Here is a 15,873-nt window from a genome sequence, read left to right as displayed (position 1 = left end):
CCTCCCGGTCAGTCGTGCAGACCCATCTTGTCCATGACGACGAACACGATGCCCGCACCGACCACGATCGCACAGCCGACCCAGAAGATGGCCATCTCGATGGGGCTGAACATCAAGCCCACGCCGCCGACCACGAAGCCGACCAGCGCGATCAGGACAGCCGTCCACGCCGCCGGGGTGTTGCCGTGATGTGCCATCTGCGCTGGAGCTCCTCGTGCCGGTGATGCGTGCCGGATCATTGTAGGGGAGGCTCACCGCGTCGGATCGGAGCCCTCGTCGAGCGACTTCCACAGTTCCAGGTGGGACTGCTCCTCGGCCGGGTCGTCGTCCGCCGTGGCCGTGTCCGGCGCGCTGGGCGCGTCGTACCGGCTGCCCATCTGGGGCCAGTGGCGCACGTCCCTGGCCGCGGCGAGCGCGGCCGCCAGCGCGAAGGGGGTCGCGGCGAGCGCGACCCAGGACCACGGCGTACGCCGCAGGTCGGGCTCGGTGATGCCGTACTGCGCCATCAGGTCACGCAGGTCGTCCGGTGCCGCGGCCAGTCCCAGCACCACCACGACCAGCAGCGCCACGGCCACCAGGGCGCCGAACCAGGCCATCACGCGCCGGAACCGGTCGCGCGTCACCAGCACCACGCCCCACGTCGCCAGCGAGACCAGCGCGACGGCAGTCGTCAGGGGCGAGGACGCATCCGCCGCGATGGCGGCCACCTGGCCGATCGAGCCGGCCGGGGAGTCGCTCGCGGGCTCGACCCACGCCTGGTTGCCGGCCACCGCCGCCACGGCGCCCGCCAGCAGTCCGACCAGCAGGGCCGGGACGAAGGTGCGGCGCCGGCCGCGCGGTGGGTCGGTCGCTCCGGTCGCCTCAGCGGCGGTCACGCCGGGCCTCCCCCGGTCTCGGCACCGAGCGGGAGCCGGTCGGCGTCGAAGCACGTGCGCGCACCGGTGTGGCAGGCCGGCCCCTCCTGGTCGACGAGGACCAGGAGGGTGTCGCCGTCGCAGTCCAGGCGCACCTCGTGCACCCACTGCCGGTGCCCCGAGGTCTCGCCCTTGACCCACATCTCCTGCCGGGAACGACTCCAGTACGTCGCGCGCCCGGTGGTCAGGGTCTGGCGCAGGGCCTCGTCGTTCATCCAGGCCAGCATCAGCACCTCGCGCGTGTCGTGCTGCTGCACGACGGCAGGGACGAGCCCCGCATCGTTGCGGGTGAGGCGCTCCGCGATCGCGGGATCCAGGTCCGGCACGGGCTCAGCGTACGGGGTGGCCGGCGGCGGCGAGGGTGTCCTTCACCTCGCCGATGCGCAGCGTGCCGAAGTGGAAGACCGTGGCGGCGAGCACGGCGTCGGCCCCGGCGTCGACCGCCGGCGGGAAGTGCTCGACCGCGCCCGCGCCGCCGGAGGCGATCACCGGGATGGTGACCTCGCGGCGTACGGACTCGATCAGCTCGAGGTCGAACCCGTCGGTCGTGCCGTCGGCGTCCATGGCGTTGAGCAGGATCTCCCCCGCACCGAGCTCGGTCGCCTGCACCGCCCACGCGATGGCGTCCAGCCCGGCCGACTCGCGTCCGCCGTGGGTGGTCACCTCGAAGCCGGAGGGACAGGCCTCACTCGCACCGCCGGGCACCCGGCGGGCGTCCACCGACAGCACCAGGACCTGGTTGCCGAACCGGTCGGCGATCTCGGCGACGAGGTCGGGGCGACGGATCGCCGCGGTGTTGACCGCGACCTTGTCCGCGCCGGCCCGCAGCAACCGGTCGACGTCCTCGACCGAGCCGACACCGCCACCGACAGTGAGCGGGATGAACACCTGCTCGGCGGTCGCGGCCACCATCTCCAACGTGGTCGCGCGTCCCTCGTGGGAGGCGGAGATGTCGAGGAAGGTCAGCTCGTCGGCACCCTCGGCGTCGTAGGTGCGCGCTAGCTCCACCGGGTCACCGGCGTCGCGCAGCTCCTTGAAGTTGACGCCCTTGACGACCCGGCCGGCGTCGACGTCCAGGCACGGGATGACGCGCACGGCCAGGCTCATGCCGCACCCTTGGTCAGGGCGAGGGCCTCCTGGAGGGTGAACCGGCCCTCGTAGAGGGCGGTCCCTGCGATGGCGCCCTCGACGCCGTCGGCGACCAGGCCCATCAACGCCTCGATGTCGGCGAGCGTCGTCACTCCCCCCGAGGCCACGACCGGGCGGTCGGTGGCGGCGCACACGTCACCGAGCAGGTCCAGGTTCGGCCCCTGCAGCATGCCGTCCTTGTTGACGTCGGTGACGACGTAGCGGGCGCACCCCTCGCGGTCGAGGCGCTCGAGGGTCTCGTAGAGGTCGCCGCCCTCGCGGGTCCAGCCACGCGCGGCGAGCGTGCGGCCGCGCACGTCCAGCCCCACCGCGACCCGGTCGCCGTAGGTGGCGATCGCTCGGGCGCACCACTCGGGCTGCTCGAGCGCGGCGGTGCCGATGTTGACCCGTCGGCAGCCCGTGGCCATCGCGGCCTCGAGGGACGCGTCGTCGCGGATGCCGCCGCTCATCTCCACGTCGATGTCCAGCCGGGCGGTGATCTCGGCCTGCAGGGCGCGGTTGCTGCCGCGGCCGAACGCGGCGTCGAGGTCGACCAGGTGCAGCCACTCCGCACCGGCCTCCTGCCAGCGCAGCGCCGCCTCGATCGGGTCGCCGAAGGCCTTCTGGGACCCGGCGACGCCCTGCACGAGCTGCACGGCCTGGCCGTCCTGGATGTCGACGGCGGGGAGGAGTTCGAGGTAGTTGCTCATCTCGTCCTTCCGGGGGCGGTCGCCCCCGTGTCGTGGCGGGGTGTCACGCGGCGAGGCCGGCGACCCAGTTGGCGAGGACGCGGGCCCCGGCGTCGCCGGACTTCTCCGGGTGGAACTGGGTGGCGCACAGCGGGCCGTTCTCGACCGCGGCGACGAACCGGTCGCCGCCGTGCTCGGCCCAGGTCACCCGCGGCTGGTACGCCGCCGGCGTGCGGTCGTTGGTGGTCAGCGCCCATTCACGTACGCCGTAGGAGTGGACGAAGTAGAACCGCTCCTCGGCCGCGCCGGCGAACAGCGACGAGTCCGACGGGGGCTGGACCCGGTTCCATCCCATGTGGGGCACGATCGGCGCCTGCAGCCGCTCGACCACGCCGGGCCACTCGCCACAGCCCTCGGTCTCGACGCCGTGCTCGATGCCGCGCTCGAAGAGCACCTGCATGCCCACGCAGATGCCCAGCACCGGTCGCCCGCCGGAGAGTCGGCGCGCGATGAGGCGCTCGCCGCGGATCCCACGGATGCCGGCCATGCAGGCGGCGAAGGCACCGACGCCGGGGACGACCAGTCCGTCGGCCGCGAGTGCCGCGTCCATGTCGTCGGTCAGCGTCACCGCCGCGCCTGCGCGCTCCATCGCGCGCACGGCGGAGCGGAGGTTGCCCGAGCCGTAGTCCAGGACCACGACGTCGGGTCGCTGCGGGGTCAGAGCGCGCCCTTGGTGGAGGGCACACCGGTCTCGCGCGGGTCCAGGGCGATCGCGTCGCGGAAGGCGCGGGCGAAGGCCTTGAACTGGGTCTCCACGATGTGGTGCGGCTCCCGGCCCGCGAGCACCCGCACGTGCAGCGCGAGGTGGGCGTGGAACGAGATCGTCTCGAAGACGTGCTGGGTCAGCGACCCGAGGTAGGGCACGCCGTCGCCGCCGAGTTGCACGTAGGCCTGCCCCTCGGGCTCGCCGGTGTGGACGCAGTACGGGCGCCCGGACACGTCGACGACGGCCTGCACGAGCGCCTCGTCCAGCGGCACGGTCGCGTCGCCGAAGCGGCGGATGCCCTTCTTCTCGCCCAGCGCCTCGCGCAGTGCCTGCCCCAGCACGATCGCAGTGTCCTCGACCGTGTGGTGGGCGTCGATCTGGACGTCACCCATGGTGTGCACGGTGAGGTCGACCAGGGAGTGGCGGGCGAAGGAGTCGAGCATGTGGTCGTAGAACCCGACCCCGGTGGAGACCTGGGCCTTGCCGGAGCCGTCTAGGTCGACCTCGACGTGGACCTTGGACTCCTTGGTGCCCCGCTCGATCGTTGCCGTGCGACTCATACGGTTGTCTCCTTGCCTTGGGGGCCGTGGTGGTGCATCGCGTGGCGCAACGCGTCCCGGAACGTCGCCATCTCCTCGTGGGTGCCGATCGACACCCGCAGCCAGCCCTCCGGGCCGACCTCGCGGACCAGGACACCCGCGTCCAGCAGACCCTGCCAGACAGCATGCCGGTCCTCGAAGGTGCCGAACAAGCAGAAATTGGCGTCCGAGTCCGCCACTTGGAGGCCCTGCTCGCGCAGCCAGACCACCGTCCGGTCGCGCTCGTCGCGCAGGTCGGCCACGCCACCGAGCAGCTCGGTGGCGTGGTCCAGCGCCGCCACGGCGACCGCCTGGGTGGTGGCCGAGAGGTGGTAGGGCAACCGGACGACACGGATCGCGTCGCAGATCGCGGGGTCGGCGGCGAGGTAGCCCAGCCGGAGCCCGGCGGCCGCGAACGCCTTGCTCATCGTGCGCGTGACGACCAGGTTGCGGTGCCGGGGCAGCAGCTCCAGGGCCGTGGGCGTGCCGGTACGCCGGAACTCGCCGTACGCCTCGTCGACGACGACCACACCGGACTCCCCCACCGCCTCGCACAACAGCGTCACGGTCTCGGGGGCCAGCGCGGTCCCCGTGGGGTTGTTCGGGCTCGGCAGCAGCACGACGTGCGGCCGGTGCTGCTCGATCAGCTCGCGTGCGTGGACGGGGTCGAGGGTGAAGTCGTGCTCGCGGTGGCCCGCGACCCACGCGGTGTGGGTGTCGCGGGCGTACTCGGGATACATCGAGTACGTCGGCGCGAAGCTCAGCGCCGTCCGTCCCGGGCCGCCGAAGGCCTGCAGCACCTGGAGCATCACCTCGTTGGACCCGTTGGCCGCCCAGACCTGGCCCGCGGTGACCCCCGGCGCGTCGCTGCCCGTCGACCGCAGGTCCGCGGTGAGGTAGTCGGCGAGCCGCTCGCGCAGCACGGTGAACTCGCGGTCGGGGTAGCGGTTGAGGCGCGCGGCGGCCTCGCCCGCAGCGCGCGCGATGTCCGCCACGCAGGCCGCAGAGGGGGCGTAGGGGTTCTCGTTGGTGTTGAGCTGCACCGGCACGTCCAGCTGGGGCGCGCCGTACGGCGTGAGGCCACGCAGCTCCTCACGGATCGGGGGAAAGCTCATGCGTCGTCCCCCGGGAGGTCCCGGGCCGCCTCGGTGCGCACCCGGACCGCGGCGCCGTGACCGGGAAGGTCCTCGGCATCGGCGAGTGCGACCACGTGGTGGGCGACCTCGGCCAGCGCCGCGGCGCTGTAGTCCACGACGTGCACCGACTTGGTGAAGGCGCGCACCGACAACCCCGAGGAGTGGCAGGCGCACCCGCCGGTCGGGAGCACGTGGTTGGAGCCGGCGCAGTAGTCGCCCAGGCTCACCGGCGCGTGCGGACCGACGAAGATCGCACCGGCGTTGCGGATGCGCGCGGCGTCGGACGCGGCGTCCGCGGTGTGGATCTCGAGGTGCTCGGCGGCGTAGGCGTCGACCACGGCGATGCCCTGCTCGACGTCGCGGACCAGGACGATGCCCGACTGCTCCCCCGCCAGCGCGGTCGTGATGCGCTCGGTGTGCTTGGTCGCGGCGACCTGGCGCTCCAGCTCGGTCTCGACCTCGGTGGCCAACCGCTCGGAGTCGGTGACCAGGACCGAGGCGGCGATCGGGTCGTGCTCGGCCTGGCTGATCAGGTCCGCCGCGACGTACGCCGCCTCCGCGGTGTCGTCGGCGAGGATCGCGATCTCGGTGGGTCCGGCTTCCGAGTCGATGCCGACCCGGCCGCGCACCAGCCGCTTGGCGGTCGCGACGTAGATGTTGCCGGGCCCCGTGACGAGGTCGACCGGACGGCAGCCGTCGGGCGCGTCGGGTCCCTCGGTGCCGTAGGCGAACATCGCGATCGCCTGGGCACCGCCGACGGCGTACACCTCCTCGACCCCCAGCAGCGCGCAGGCAGCGAGGATCGTCGGGTGCACGCTGCCGTCGAACTCGCGCTGGGGTGGGCTCGCCAGTGCGATCTCCCGCACTCCCGCGGTCTGCGCCGGTACCACGTTCATCAGCACGCTCGACACCAAAGGCGCGAGACCGCCGGGGACGTACACCCCGACCCGGTCCATCGCCACCTTGCGGTGGGTCACGCGCGCACCGGGCGCGAGCTCGGTGGTGGCATCGCGCTCGAGCTCGTGCTCACTGGTGATCCGCAACCGGCGGATGGACTCCTCCAGGCCCGCCCGCACGTCGGGATCGAGCTGCTCCAGTGCTGTCACCATCGCCTCGCTCGAGACCCGCACGTCCGCCAGCGTCACGCCGTCGAACTGCGCGGCGTACTCGCGGATCGCGGCCAGGCCGCGGTGCCGCACGGCCTCGCAGATCGCATGCACCGCCGGCACCGCCGCCTCGACGTCGAAGTCGGCGCGGGGCACGGCTGCGCGGTAGTCGACCGAATCCGGGTCCTCCGCGCGCAGGTCGATGCGTCGGATCATGTGTCCGATTCTATGGGGCGCCACGCCTGGGGGCCGCTTCGCCGGTGCGCGGTGGACACCGCCTAGGTTGGTGGGGTGGCGACCACGCTGCCGATGTTTCCCCTCAGCACCGTCCTGTTCCCCGGGGCGAGTGTGCCGCTGCGGATCTTCGAGGACCGCTACACCGCCCTGGTGCGGGAGCTGCTCGACGTCGCGGACCCGGCCGATCGTGTCTTCGGGTCGGTCGCGATCCGCGAGGGGTACGAGGTCGGCGACCACGGCGCGCAGTCACTGTTCCGCCTCGGCGTGCGTCTCCAGCTCACCCAGCACGAGGCCCACGAGGACGGCACCTTCGACATCGTCGCCGTGGTGCGGGACCGGATCCGTCTCAACCGGCTCACCCCGACCGACACCTACCCGGTGGGTGAGGTGGAGGACGTCCCCGAGACCGGCGCGCCGGTCGACGACGAGGTCGCCATCGTCGCTCGCGGGATGTTCACCGCCTATCGGCACCAGGTCGGGCAGTTCGCCACCGACCCGCACCCGGGGACGCTCCCCCGCGATCCGGGGTACCTGTCGTGGGCACTCGCCGCCGCGGTGCCGCTGCCGATGCCGGAGCGGCAGGCGCTGCTGGAGAACGACGACGCCACCGACCGGCTCACCCGCCTGACCACGCTGTTGCGCAGCGAGCTACGAGCGCTGAACGTGATCCCGTCGCTGCCCGCCACCGACGTGGCGCGCAACCGGTTCTCCCCCAACTGAGGAGCCCCGCGGACGGCGGGGGGCGAGCAGGGTCACGGCCAGGTGGCCCAGCAGCAGCCCGGCCGGCCAGGCGACGTGGGGCGACCAGCCCGGCACCTGCAGCGCGCCCCGCAGTTCGGCACCGGCGCCTGCCTCCTCGACCAGCGAAGCCGGGTCCGGCGGACTGAGGTCGGTGCCGACGGTGACCATCACGACCGCCGCTAGCGCCGCCGCGACCAGGCCCACCGCCAGTCCGGCCAGCTCCCAGCCGCGGGTCAGGGCCGCGACCACGCAGCCGAGCAGCACGCCGAGAGCGCTGCCGATGGCGACGTACTGACCGGTGGCGGAGAAGAGCTGGGCCGACCCGGCGTCGACCGGCTCGGCGATCCACCGCAGCCCCTCGGCGGTCTCGTAGACGAAGCCGGTCGGCGCGGGCGACCACCACTGCCACCACGCCTGTCCGGCGACCCACCCCAGGCCGGCCGCGCCGGCCAGGATGCCCACCGCGACGAGCACGCGACGGAGGACCCCGCGCCGGGTGCCGGGCACGGGGGGCGGAGGGGGCGGGGGCGGGGTCGGGGTGCTCACCCCGTCAAGCATCCCGGACCGAGCAACTGTTTCAACTCCGCGAACAGCTCCGAGCTCGGCGAGACCCGCAGTCGGTCGTCGAGGCGCATCAGCTTGGTCGAGTCACGGTTGAGCAGCCGCAGCCGCACCTCGGTCACTCCGGGGTGGGTCGAGAGGACCTGCTTGAGCTGCGACACCACCGGCGCCGTGCAGCGCGTGGCCGGCAGGCTGATGACGACGGGGCCCTCCTCGGAGCGGTCCAGGTCGGGGACCGTCGCCTCCTGGGCGTGCAGCTCGGGCTGGTCCTTGCTGCGCGAGAGCCGGCCCCGCACCGAGATGATCGCGTCGGGCATCAGCAGGGTGTTGGCCAGCTGGTAGGAGCTGGGGAAGAACAGGACCTCGACGGCACCCTCGAGGTCCTCGAGGGTGACCATCGCCCACGGGTCCCCCTTCTTGGTGATCTTGCGCTGCACCGAGGTCACCAGTCCGCTCACCGTGACCGTGGAGCCGTCAGGCCGGTCCTCGTCGGCCATCAGCTCTCCGATGGTGCAGTCCGCGGTGTTGGACAGGACGTGCTCGAGGCCGTAGAGCGGGTGGTCGGACACGTAGAGGCCGAGCATGTCGCGCTCGTGGGCGAGCAGGGTCGTCTTGTCCCACTCGTCGATGTCGGGGATCGCGACCTGCACCCCGAAGTCGCCGCCGTCCTCGTCGTCCAGACCGGCGAAGAGCGAGTCCTGGCCGATGGCCTCGTTGCGCTTGATGTCGACGTACTGGTCAACCGCGGACTCGTGGACCGCCACGAGGGCGCGGCGCTTGTGCTTGAGGTCGTCGAACCCGCCGGCCTTGATCAGCGACTCGACGACCCGCTTGTTGCACACCTGCGCAGGCACCTTGGCCATGAAGTCGTCGAAGTCGACGAACCGACCCTGCTCCTCGCGAGCGGCGACGACCTGGTCGACGACGTTGCGGCCCACGTTGCGGATGGCGGTCAGGCCGAAGCGGATGTCGTGGCCGACCGGGGTGAAGGTCGCCTGGGACTCGTTGACGTCGGGCGGCAGGACCGCGATCTTCATGCGGCGGCACTCGTTGAGGTAGACCGCCATCTTGTCCTTGTCGTCCTTGACCGAGGTCAGCAGCGCGGCCATGTACTCGGCCGGGTAGCGCGCCTTGAGGTAGGCGGTCCAGTAGGACACGACGCCGTACGCCGCGGAGTGGGCCTTGTTGAAGGCGTAGTCGGAGAACGGGAGGAGGATCTCCCACAGCGCGGTGATCGCCTCCTGGGAGAACCCGCGCTCGAGCATGCCGGACTGGAAGCCGACGTACTGGCGGTCCAGCTCCTCCTTCTTCTTCTTGCCCATGGCGCGACGGAGCATGTCCGCCTCACCGAGCGTGAACCCGGCCAGGACCTGGGCGATCTCCATCACCTGCTCCTGGTAGACGATCAGGCCGTAGGTCTCACCCAGCACCGGCTCCAGCGCGTCGGCCAGCTCGGGGTGGATCGGCTCGATCGCCTCGCGCCCGTTCTTGCGGCGGGCGTACTTGTTGTGCGAGTCCGCACCCATCGGGCCGGGACGGTAGAGCGCACCGACCGCGGAGATGTCGGCGAACTTGTCCGGCCGCATGCTGCGCAGCAGCGCCCGCATGGGGCCGCCGTCGAGCTGGAAGACCCCCAGCGTGTCGCCGGCGGTGAGCAGCTCGAAGGTCGCGGGGTCGTCGAAGGGCAGGTCCTCCACGACGACGTCCTCGCCGCGGTTGATCTTGATGTTGGCGACCGCGTCGTCGAGGACGGTGAGGTTGCGCAGCCCCAGGAAGTCCATCTTGACCAGCCCGAGCGACTCGCACATCGGGTAGTCGAACTGCGTGATGATCGCGCCGTCCTGCTCGCGCTTCATGATCGGCACGATGTCGACCAGCGGCTCACTGGACATGATCACGCCGGCCGCGTGGACGCCCCACTGCCGGATCTGGCCCTCGAGGCCGAGGGCGGTCTTGTAGATCGTGCGGACGTCGGGGTCCTGCTCGTGCAGGGTGCGGAACTCCGCACCGTCGGCGAAGCGCTTGTGGCTGTCGTCGAATATGTCCTTCAGCGGCACGCCCTTGCCCATCACGTCCGGCGGCATCGCCTTGGTGATGCGGTCGGAGATGGCGAACCCGTGGTCGAGCACCCGTGCGGCGTCCTTGATCGCCGCCTTGGCCTTGAGCCGGCCGAACGTCGCGATGTAGGCGACGCGGTCGCTGCCGTACTTCTCGCTGACGTACTGGATGACCTCGGTGCGCCGACGCTCGTCGAAGTCGATGTCGAAGTCGGGCATCGAGGGGCGCTCGGGATTGAGGAACCGCTCGAAGATCAGGCCGTGCTCGAGGGGGCAGAGGTCGGTGATGCCCAGGGCGTACGCCGCGATCGAGCCGGCGCCTGATCCACGACCGGGGCCGACGCGGATGCCGTTGCGCTTGGCCCAGCCGATGAAGTCGGCGACCACCAGGTAGTAGCCGCAGTAGCCCTTGGTGCGGATGACGTCGAGCTCCATCTGCACGCGTTCCTTGACCCGGTCGTTGAGCCGGGTGCCGGGGTAGCGCTCCTCGATGCCACGCCAGACCTCCTTGACGAACCAGGACTCCTCGTCCTCGCTCGCCGGCACGTCCGCCCGGGCCATGTAGCCGCCGGTGGACTCGGTGAAGTCGACGTCGCACCGCTCGGCGATGAGCAGGGTGTTGTCGCACGCCTCGGGCATGCCGAACCGGTCGGCCCACGTCTCACGCATCTCGGCCGCGGACTTCACGTAGTAGCCGCCCCCGGCGAACTTCAGCCGATTGGGGTCGGCCAGCCGCTTGCCCGATGCGACGCAGATCAGTGCGTCGTGCGCCTCGGCGTCGCCGGGTTGGCTGTAGTGGGAGTCATTGGTCGCCACCGGCGGCAGCCCGAGCTCCTTGCCGAGCCGCAGCAGGTCGTTGCGGACCCGCTTCTCGATGTCGATGTCGTGGTCCATCAGCTCGAGGAAGAAGGAGTCCTTGCCGAAGATCTCCTGGAACTCCCCCGCGGACTTGCGCGCCTCGTCGTACTGGCCCAGGCGCAGCCGGGTCTGGATCTCGCCGGAGGGGCAGCCGGTGGTGGCGATGATGCCGTCGGCGTACTGGTGGAGCAGCTCGCGGTCGATGCGCGGCTTGTAGTAGAAGCCCTCGAGGCTGGCGTAGGAGGAGAGCCGGAACAGGTTGTGCATCCCGGGGGTGTTCTCGGCCCACATCGTCATGTGGGTGTAGGCACCACCGCCGGCGACGTCGTTGCCGCCCTCCTCGGCCATGTCGCCCTGGCCCCACCGCACGCGGCGCCGCTCGCTGCGGTGGGTCTGCGGGGTGAGGTAGGCCTCGATGCCGATGATCGGCTTCACGTCGTGCTTGCGGGCCTTGGACCAGAAGTCGTAGGCACCGTGGAGGTTGCCGTGGTCGGTCATGGCGATCGCCGGCATGTCCAGCTCGTTGACCCGCTCGAAGAGCCCGTCGAGCAGCGATGCCCCGTCGAGCATGGAGTACTCGGTGTGGACGTGGAGGTGGACGAAGTCCCCGGACGTGGACCCACTCGGACCGGCGGCCATGGTGTTGCTGGTGTCTCCCGATTGCGTGGTGCGACTGGACGGCGGAGGCCGACGCGACGGTGGCGACGACTCGGCGGGGAAGGAACGTCAGCCTACGCGACCTCGGGGTGCAGCCTGGGCAGCCCCGCCGACATCCGCGGGAGTCTTCGCGGTGATCGGCTCAGTGGCTCTCGCGGACCGTGTCCAGTGCCTGCTGCAGGTCCTGCGGATAGGTCGACTCGTACTCGACGTACTCGCCGGTGTCGGGGTGCTCGAAACCCAGCCGCATGGCGTGGAGCCACTGGCGCTGCAGGCCCAGGCGCTCGGCGAGGACCGGGTCGGCGCCGTAGGTCAGGTCGCCGCAGCACGGGTGCTTCAACGCGGACATGTGCACCCGGATCTGGTGGGTGCGCCCGGTCTCGAGGTGCACCTCGAGCAGGCTCGCGAAGCGGTGCGCCTCCAGCGTCTCGTAGTGGGTGATGCTGGCGCGGCCGCCGTCCATCACCGCGAACCGGTGGTCCGCGCCGGGGCGCCGGCCGATCGGCGCGTCCACCGTGCCGGCCAACGGATCCGGGTGCCCCTGCACCAGCGCGTGGTAGGTCTTGTCGACCGCCCGGCGGCGGAAGGCGTTCTTGAGCAGGGCATAGCCGTGCTCGGACTTGCAGATGACCATGACGCCGGAGGTGCCGACGTCGAGGCGCTGGACGATGCCCTGTCGCTCCGAGGCGCCGCTCGTCGCGATGCGGAAGCCCGCCGCGGCGAGGTGCCCGACGACGGTGGGGCCCTTCCAACCGGGCGAGGGGTGCACGGCCACACCCACCGGCTTGTCGATCACCACGATCGACTCGTCGTCGTGGATGATCGTGATGCCCTCCACGACCTCGGGCACGACGGTCAGGGGGTCGGAGGAGACCGGGATCTCGACCTCGAGTACCGCCCCGGCGAGCACCCGTTCGCTCTTGCCGCCGACGGTGCCGCCGTCGAGGTGGACGACGCCCTCGACGATCAGGTCGGCAGCACGGGTCCGGGAGAGCCCGAAGAGCTGGGAGATGGCGACGTCGACGCGCTCGCCCTCGAGGCTGTCCGGCACGGGCAGCTGTCGGTGGTCGACCACGTCACTCCCCCTCGTCGACGACGGCGCCGTCGTCGTCCTGCTGCTTCTGCCCGTCCAGGCCGATCGCCCGCAGGGACTGGAGCAGTACCAGGCCGACGCCGATGTTGATGCAGATGTCGGCGACGTTGAAGACCGGCCAGTTCGGCAGCATGAGGAAGTCGATGACCTCGCCGCGGAACGGGCCCGGATCCTGCAGCAACCGGTCGGTGAAGTTGCCGAGGATGCCGGCGAGGAGGAACCCGAGCGCGATCGCCCACACGCGGTCCTCCAGCTGGCGGCTGAGCCACAGCACCACCAGCGAGGCGACGAGCGCGAGGATGCTGATCCCGATGGTGAAGTCCGGACCGAGGCTGAACGCCGCCCCGGGATTGCGGGTCAGGTGCAGCTGGAGGACGTCCCCGATGACGGACACGTCGGGCCGTCCCGTGAGGTGGGTGACGGCCAGCTGCTTGGAGACCTGGTCGACGGCGTACCAGAACGACGCGAGGGAGGCGAACAGCAGCCACGTCGGGAGGTGGGCCACCGCGCGCTTCCCCCGTCGGGGGTCGCCGTCTGCGTGGTCTACCGCCGCTCCTCGCGCTGCTTGCATGTCATGCACAGTGTGGCACGGGGGAAGGCCATCAACCGCATCTTGCCGATGGCATTGCCGCACCGCTCACACATGCCGTAGGTGCCGTCGTCGATGCGGGCCAGGGCCCGGTCGATCTGCGCGAGCTTGTCGCGTTCGGTGTTGAGCACCGTGATCTCGTGGTCGCGCTCGAAGCTCGTCGCGCCCACGTCGGCCTGGTCCTGCCCCGCGCCGTCACCGGAGTCGTGGAGCATGGCGGAGAGCTCGGTCTGCTGCCCGTCCATGATCTCCAGCGAGTGGGCACGCTGCTCGTTCAGCTGCGCGAGCACGTCGGCCAACTCGCTCTTGGACCACTTGCTCTCGCCCTCACGGACGACCAGGGCGCTGGGGGCAGCCTTCTTGGCAGTCCGTTTCGCCGCGGGCGGCTTGCGCGCGGGCGCCTTCTTGGCGGGTGCCTTCTTCGTGGGTGCCTTCTTCGCGGGTGCCTTCTTCGCGGGTGCCTTCTTGGCCGGTGCCTTCTTCGCGGGTGCCTTCTTCGCGGGTGCCTTCTTGGCCGGTGCCTTCTTCGCGGGTGCCTTCTTGGCCGGTGCCTTCTTCGCGGGTGCCTTCTTGGCCGGTGCCTTCTTGGCCGGTGCCTTCTTGGCCGGTGCCTTCTTGGCCGGTGCCTTCTTGGCCGGTGCCTTCTTCGCGGGTGCCTTCTTCGCGGGCGCCTTCTTCGCCGACGTCTTCTTCGCAGCCGAGGTCTTCTCGGAACGGGATCCGACCACACGGCGGGCGGCGGATGCCGCCTTGCCGGCCAATGACTTCTTGCTACTGCGGGCCATCGCCGCTGCCTCCTCCGAGTGGCACTGGCCGTGACGGGCTCGTCACGGCTGACGGGGAAGAGTAACCGGTGAGATGTTCCTCACCAAGCAGCCACACCGTCCGATTCCGTGGTGGCACCCCCGAACGCGACGAGCGCGGCCACCTCGGTGAGGTAGCCGCGCTCGTCGCGGTGATCGGCGTGGGGCCTACTGCCCCTGGTTGCCGTCGGTGGAACGGAGCCGCTTGGGCGCGTCACCACGGAGTTCTGCGTCGCTGGGCGCCGCCGTCTCGCCGGGGGCGTCGAGCGCCTCGAGCTGCTGGTGGAAGTAGCTCTTGAGGCGGGCGCGGTACTCGCGCTCGAACGACCGGAGGTTCTCGACCTCCACGCTGAGCTTGTCGCGCTCGGTCTCGAGCTCGCTGAAGAGCTGCGTACGCCGCTCCGCGGTCTCGCTGTCGAGCATCTCGGCGCGGGTACGGGCGTCGGACTCCATGCGGTCGGCCTTGCCCTTGGACTCCTGCTCGCGACGCTCGGCCTTGGTGCGCGCCTCGCCGAGGATCTTGTCGGCCTCGTTCTTGGCGTCCTCGACGAGCTCGTCGGCGTTGCGGGTGGCGATCTCGAGCAGCCGCGCGGCGGCGTTCGAGGCCTCCGGCACGGTCTCCACCTTGATGGTCTCGACACCGCCGGAGACCTCGCCGATCGGCTCGTCAGGCGCCTTGGTGGGCGCGGGCACCGGCTCCGGCGCCTGCACGACCGGGGTGGGCTCCGGCTCCGGCTCGGGCTCCGGCTCGGGCTGCTTCTCCACGACCGGCGGAGTGGTCGGGATGGCGGCGGTGGCCTCGGGGTCCCCGGCCTGGGCTGCGGAGAGCTTGGTGCGCAGCTCGTCGTTCTCGGTGGTCAGGCGGGCCAGCTCGGCCTCCACCTCGTCGAGGAACTGGTCGACCTCTCCCATGTCGTAGCCCTCGCGCAACCGCACTGGTGTGAAGCGCTTGTTGCTCACGTCCTCAGGCGTCAACGGCATGATCTCACCTATCTGTTGTCCTCGACGTTCTTTCCGACTGACAGTAGCGCCTCGGGCGGCTCGACTCGACCTCGCCGCGGCGCATCTGCACGATGATCTTCTTTCACACCAGTCACACCACCATCGTCTGGCGGACCACGCTCATCGCGATGTAGACCAGGATCAGCACCAGGATGAAGCTGAGGTCCAGCGCGACGTTGCCCAACCGCAGCGGCGGGATGAACCGGCGGAAGAGGCGGATCGGCGGATCGGTGATGGTGTAGACGAACTCCAGCGCGACCAGCAGCACCCCGGTGGGCGTCCACGACCGCGCGAAGACCTGGACCCAGTCGAACAGGAACCGGATCCACAGCAGGCCCATGAAGAGGAACAGGACCCCGTACAGGATCTGGCCGATGACCGTCACTGATGGTTCCTAGCTCTACGACAACAGGGCGCGCCCGAGCCTATCGGTGCAGCCCAACCGCGGACCGAGCGACCCACGCTCGGGTCAACTCTGGTTGAAGAAACCGCCCTCGGCGATCCGCTCCTTGTCCTCGGCCGTGACCGAGACGTTGTGGGGCGAGAGGAGGAACACCTTGTTGGTGACCCGCTCGATGCTGCCGTGCGTGGCGAAGATGAGCCCCGCGGCGAAGTCGACCAAGCGCTTGGCGTCGGCGTCGTCCATCTCCGAGAGGTTCATGATCACCGGCGTGCCCTCGCGGTAGTGCTCACCGACCGCCCGGGCCTCGTTGTAGGTGCGGGGGTGCAGCGTGGTGATCCGCGACAGCTCCGCCACCGTGCCGGGCTGCGGCTGGGGGCGACGCCGCTCGCTGAGGTCGGCCACCGGGGCCGGCGGGGCCGTCGCCGCCGGCACGGAGCGCACGGGCCGCGAGGCGGACCGCTCCTCGGTGCCGGTGAGTTCGTAGTCGTCGTACCCGGTGTCCTCGAGCAGGCCGAGGTATTCACCGATCCTGCGCATCGCGCCGCTCATGACACT

Annotated in this window: 18 protein-coding genes; 1 reads left to right on the top strand and 17 read right to left on the bottom strand. The window is 70.8% G+C overall.

Annotated elements, in window-relative coordinates:
* Positions 1-8: 8 nt before the first annotated feature.
* The 9 genes from KUV85_RS03520 to hisD are packed head-to-tail and all read right to left on the bottom strand — an operon-like array spanning position 9 to position 6,533.
* Positions 9-197 carry an HGxxPAAW family protein gene (locus KUV85_RS03520; protein ID WP_219961837.1) on the bottom strand — a complete coding sequence of 63 codons (189 nt, stop codon included), beginning with the start codon at positions 195-197 and terminating at the stop codon, positions 9-11.
* Between the two features lie 54 nt (positions 198-251).
* Positions 252-875 carry a Trp biosynthesis-associated membrane protein gene (locus KUV85_RS03515; RefSeq protein ID WP_219961836.1) on the bottom strand — a complete coding sequence of 208 codons (624 nt, stop codon included), beginning with the start codon at positions 873-875 and terminating at the stop codon, positions 252-254.
* A complete protein-coding gene (hisI, locus tag KUV85_RS03510) occupies positions 872-1,240 on the bottom strand; it encodes a phosphoribosyl-AMP cyclohydrolase (protein WP_219961835.1) in 369 nt (122 codons plus the stop codon). Before hisI ends, KUV85_RS03515 begins: the two co-directional genes overlap by 4 nt.
* 4 nt (positions 1,241-1,244) lie before the next feature.
* Positions 1,245-2,021, bottom strand: a complete 777-nt coding sequence (hisF, locus tag KUV85_RS03505) for an imidazole glycerol phosphate synthase subunit HisF (protein WP_219961834.1) — start codon at positions 2,019-2,021, stop codon at positions 1,245-1,247.
* The gene (priA, locus tag KUV85_RS03500; RefSeq protein ID WP_219961833.1) at positions 2,018-2,752 is read right to left on the bottom strand and encodes a bifunctional 1-(5-phosphoribosyl)-5-((5-phosphoribosylamino)methylideneamino)imidazole-4-carboxamide isomerase/phosphoribosylanthranilate isomerase PriA; all 735 of its coding nucleotides are present in this window, start codon (positions 2,750-2,752) and stop codon (positions 2,018-2,020) included. The genes hisF and priA overlap by 4 nt, the downstream gene beginning before the upstream one ends.
* Before the next feature lie 43 nt (positions 2,753-2,795).
* Complete coding sequence (gene hisH, locus KUV85_RS03495) at positions 2,796-3,428, bottom strand: imidazole glycerol phosphate synthase subunit HisH (RefSeq protein ID WP_425299382.1); 633 nt, start codon at positions 3,426-3,428, stop codon at positions 2,796-2,798.
* A gap of 20 nt (positions 3,429-3,448) precedes the next feature.
* Entirely contained in the window at positions 3,449-4,057 is a 609-nt protein-coding gene (hisB, locus tag KUV85_RS03490) for an imidazoleglycerol-phosphate dehydratase HisB (RefSeq protein ID WP_219961832.1), read from the bottom strand.
* On the bottom strand, positions 4,054-5,190 hold the full coding sequence (locus KUV85_RS03485; RefSeq protein WP_219961831.1) for a histidinol-phosphate transaminase: 1,137 nt from the start codon (positions 5,188-5,190) through the stop codon (positions 4,054-4,056). Before KUV85_RS03485 ends, hisB begins: the two co-directional genes overlap by 4 nt.
* Positions 5,187-6,533: a histidinol dehydrogenase gene (gene hisD / locus KUV85_RS03480; protein WP_219961830.1), complete on the bottom strand. Its 1,347-nt coding sequence runs from the start codon at positions 6,531-6,533 to the stop codon at positions 5,187-5,189. The genes KUV85_RS03485 and hisD overlap by 4 nt, the downstream gene beginning before the upstream one ends.
* A 75-nt stretch (positions 6,534-6,608) precedes the next feature.
* Here hisD and KUV85_RS03475 point away from each other — a divergent pair, with 75 nt between their 5' ends.
* Complete coding sequence (locus tag KUV85_RS03475; protein ID WP_219961829.1) at positions 6,609-7,274, top strand: LON peptidase substrate-binding domain-containing protein; 666 nt, start codon at positions 6,609-6,611, stop codon at positions 7,272-7,274.
* Here the strand turns inward: KUV85_RS03475 and KUV85_RS03470 are convergent.
* The 8 genes from KUV85_RS03470 to KUV85_RS03435 all read right to left on the bottom strand — a co-directional run bounded on the left by KUV85_RS03470 (position 7,203) and on the right by KUV85_RS03435 (position 15,867).
* Positions 7,203-7,841: a hypothetical protein gene (locus KUV85_RS03470; protein ID WP_219961828.1), complete on the bottom strand. Its 639-nt coding sequence runs from the start codon at positions 7,839-7,841 to the stop codon at positions 7,203-7,205. The two genes, KUV85_RS03475 and KUV85_RS03470, sit on opposite strands and share 72 nt — an antisense overlap.
* Entirely contained in the window at positions 7,838-11,410 is a 3,573-nt protein-coding gene (gene dnaE, locus KUV85_RS03465) for a DNA polymerase III subunit alpha (protein ID WP_219961827.1), read from the bottom strand. The genes KUV85_RS03470 and dnaE overlap by 4 nt, the downstream gene beginning before the upstream one ends.
* A gap of 160 nt (positions 11,411-11,570) precedes the next feature.
* Entirely contained in the window at positions 11,571-12,503 is a 933-nt protein-coding gene (locus KUV85_RS03460; RefSeq protein WP_219961826.1) for an RluA family pseudouridine synthase, read from the bottom strand.
* Position 12,504: 1 nt separating this feature from the next.
* On the bottom strand, positions 12,505-13,026 hold the full coding sequence (gene lspA, locus KUV85_RS03455; protein ID WP_219961825.1) for a signal peptidase II: 522 nt from the start codon (positions 13,024-13,026) through the stop codon (positions 12,505-12,507).
* A 38-nt stretch (positions 13,027-13,064) separates the two neighbouring features.
* A complete protein-coding gene (locus KUV85_RS03450) occupies positions 13,065-13,895 on the bottom strand; it encodes a TraR/DksA family transcriptional regulator (RefSeq protein ID WP_219962847.1) in 831 nt (276 codons plus the stop codon).
* 186 nt (positions 13,896-14,081) lie between these two features.
* Positions 14,082-14,894, bottom strand: a complete 813-nt coding sequence (locus KUV85_RS03445; protein ID WP_219961824.1) for a DivIVA domain-containing protein — start codon at positions 14,892-14,894, stop codon at positions 14,082-14,084.
* Between the two features lie 112 nt (positions 14,895-15,006).
* A complete protein-coding gene (locus KUV85_RS03440) occupies positions 15,007-15,300 on the bottom strand; it encodes a YggT family protein (protein WP_219961823.1) in 294 nt (97 codons plus the stop codon).
* Between the two features lie 84 nt (positions 15,301-15,384).
* A complete protein-coding gene (locus KUV85_RS03435; RefSeq protein ID WP_237690192.1) occupies positions 15,385-15,867 on the bottom strand; it encodes a cell division protein SepF in 483 nt (160 codons plus the stop codon).
* Positions 15,868-15,873 lie beyond the last annotated feature (6 nt).

This window comes from Nocardioides panacisoli, assembly GCF_019448235.1.
Taxonomy (GTDB): Bacteria; Actinomycetota; Actinomycetes; order Propionibacteriales; family Nocardioidaceae; genus Nocardioides; species Nocardioides panacisoli_A.
The sequence above is the reverse complement of the archived record's forward strand: the minus strand, read 5'-3'. Positions and strand labels throughout refer to the sequence as shown.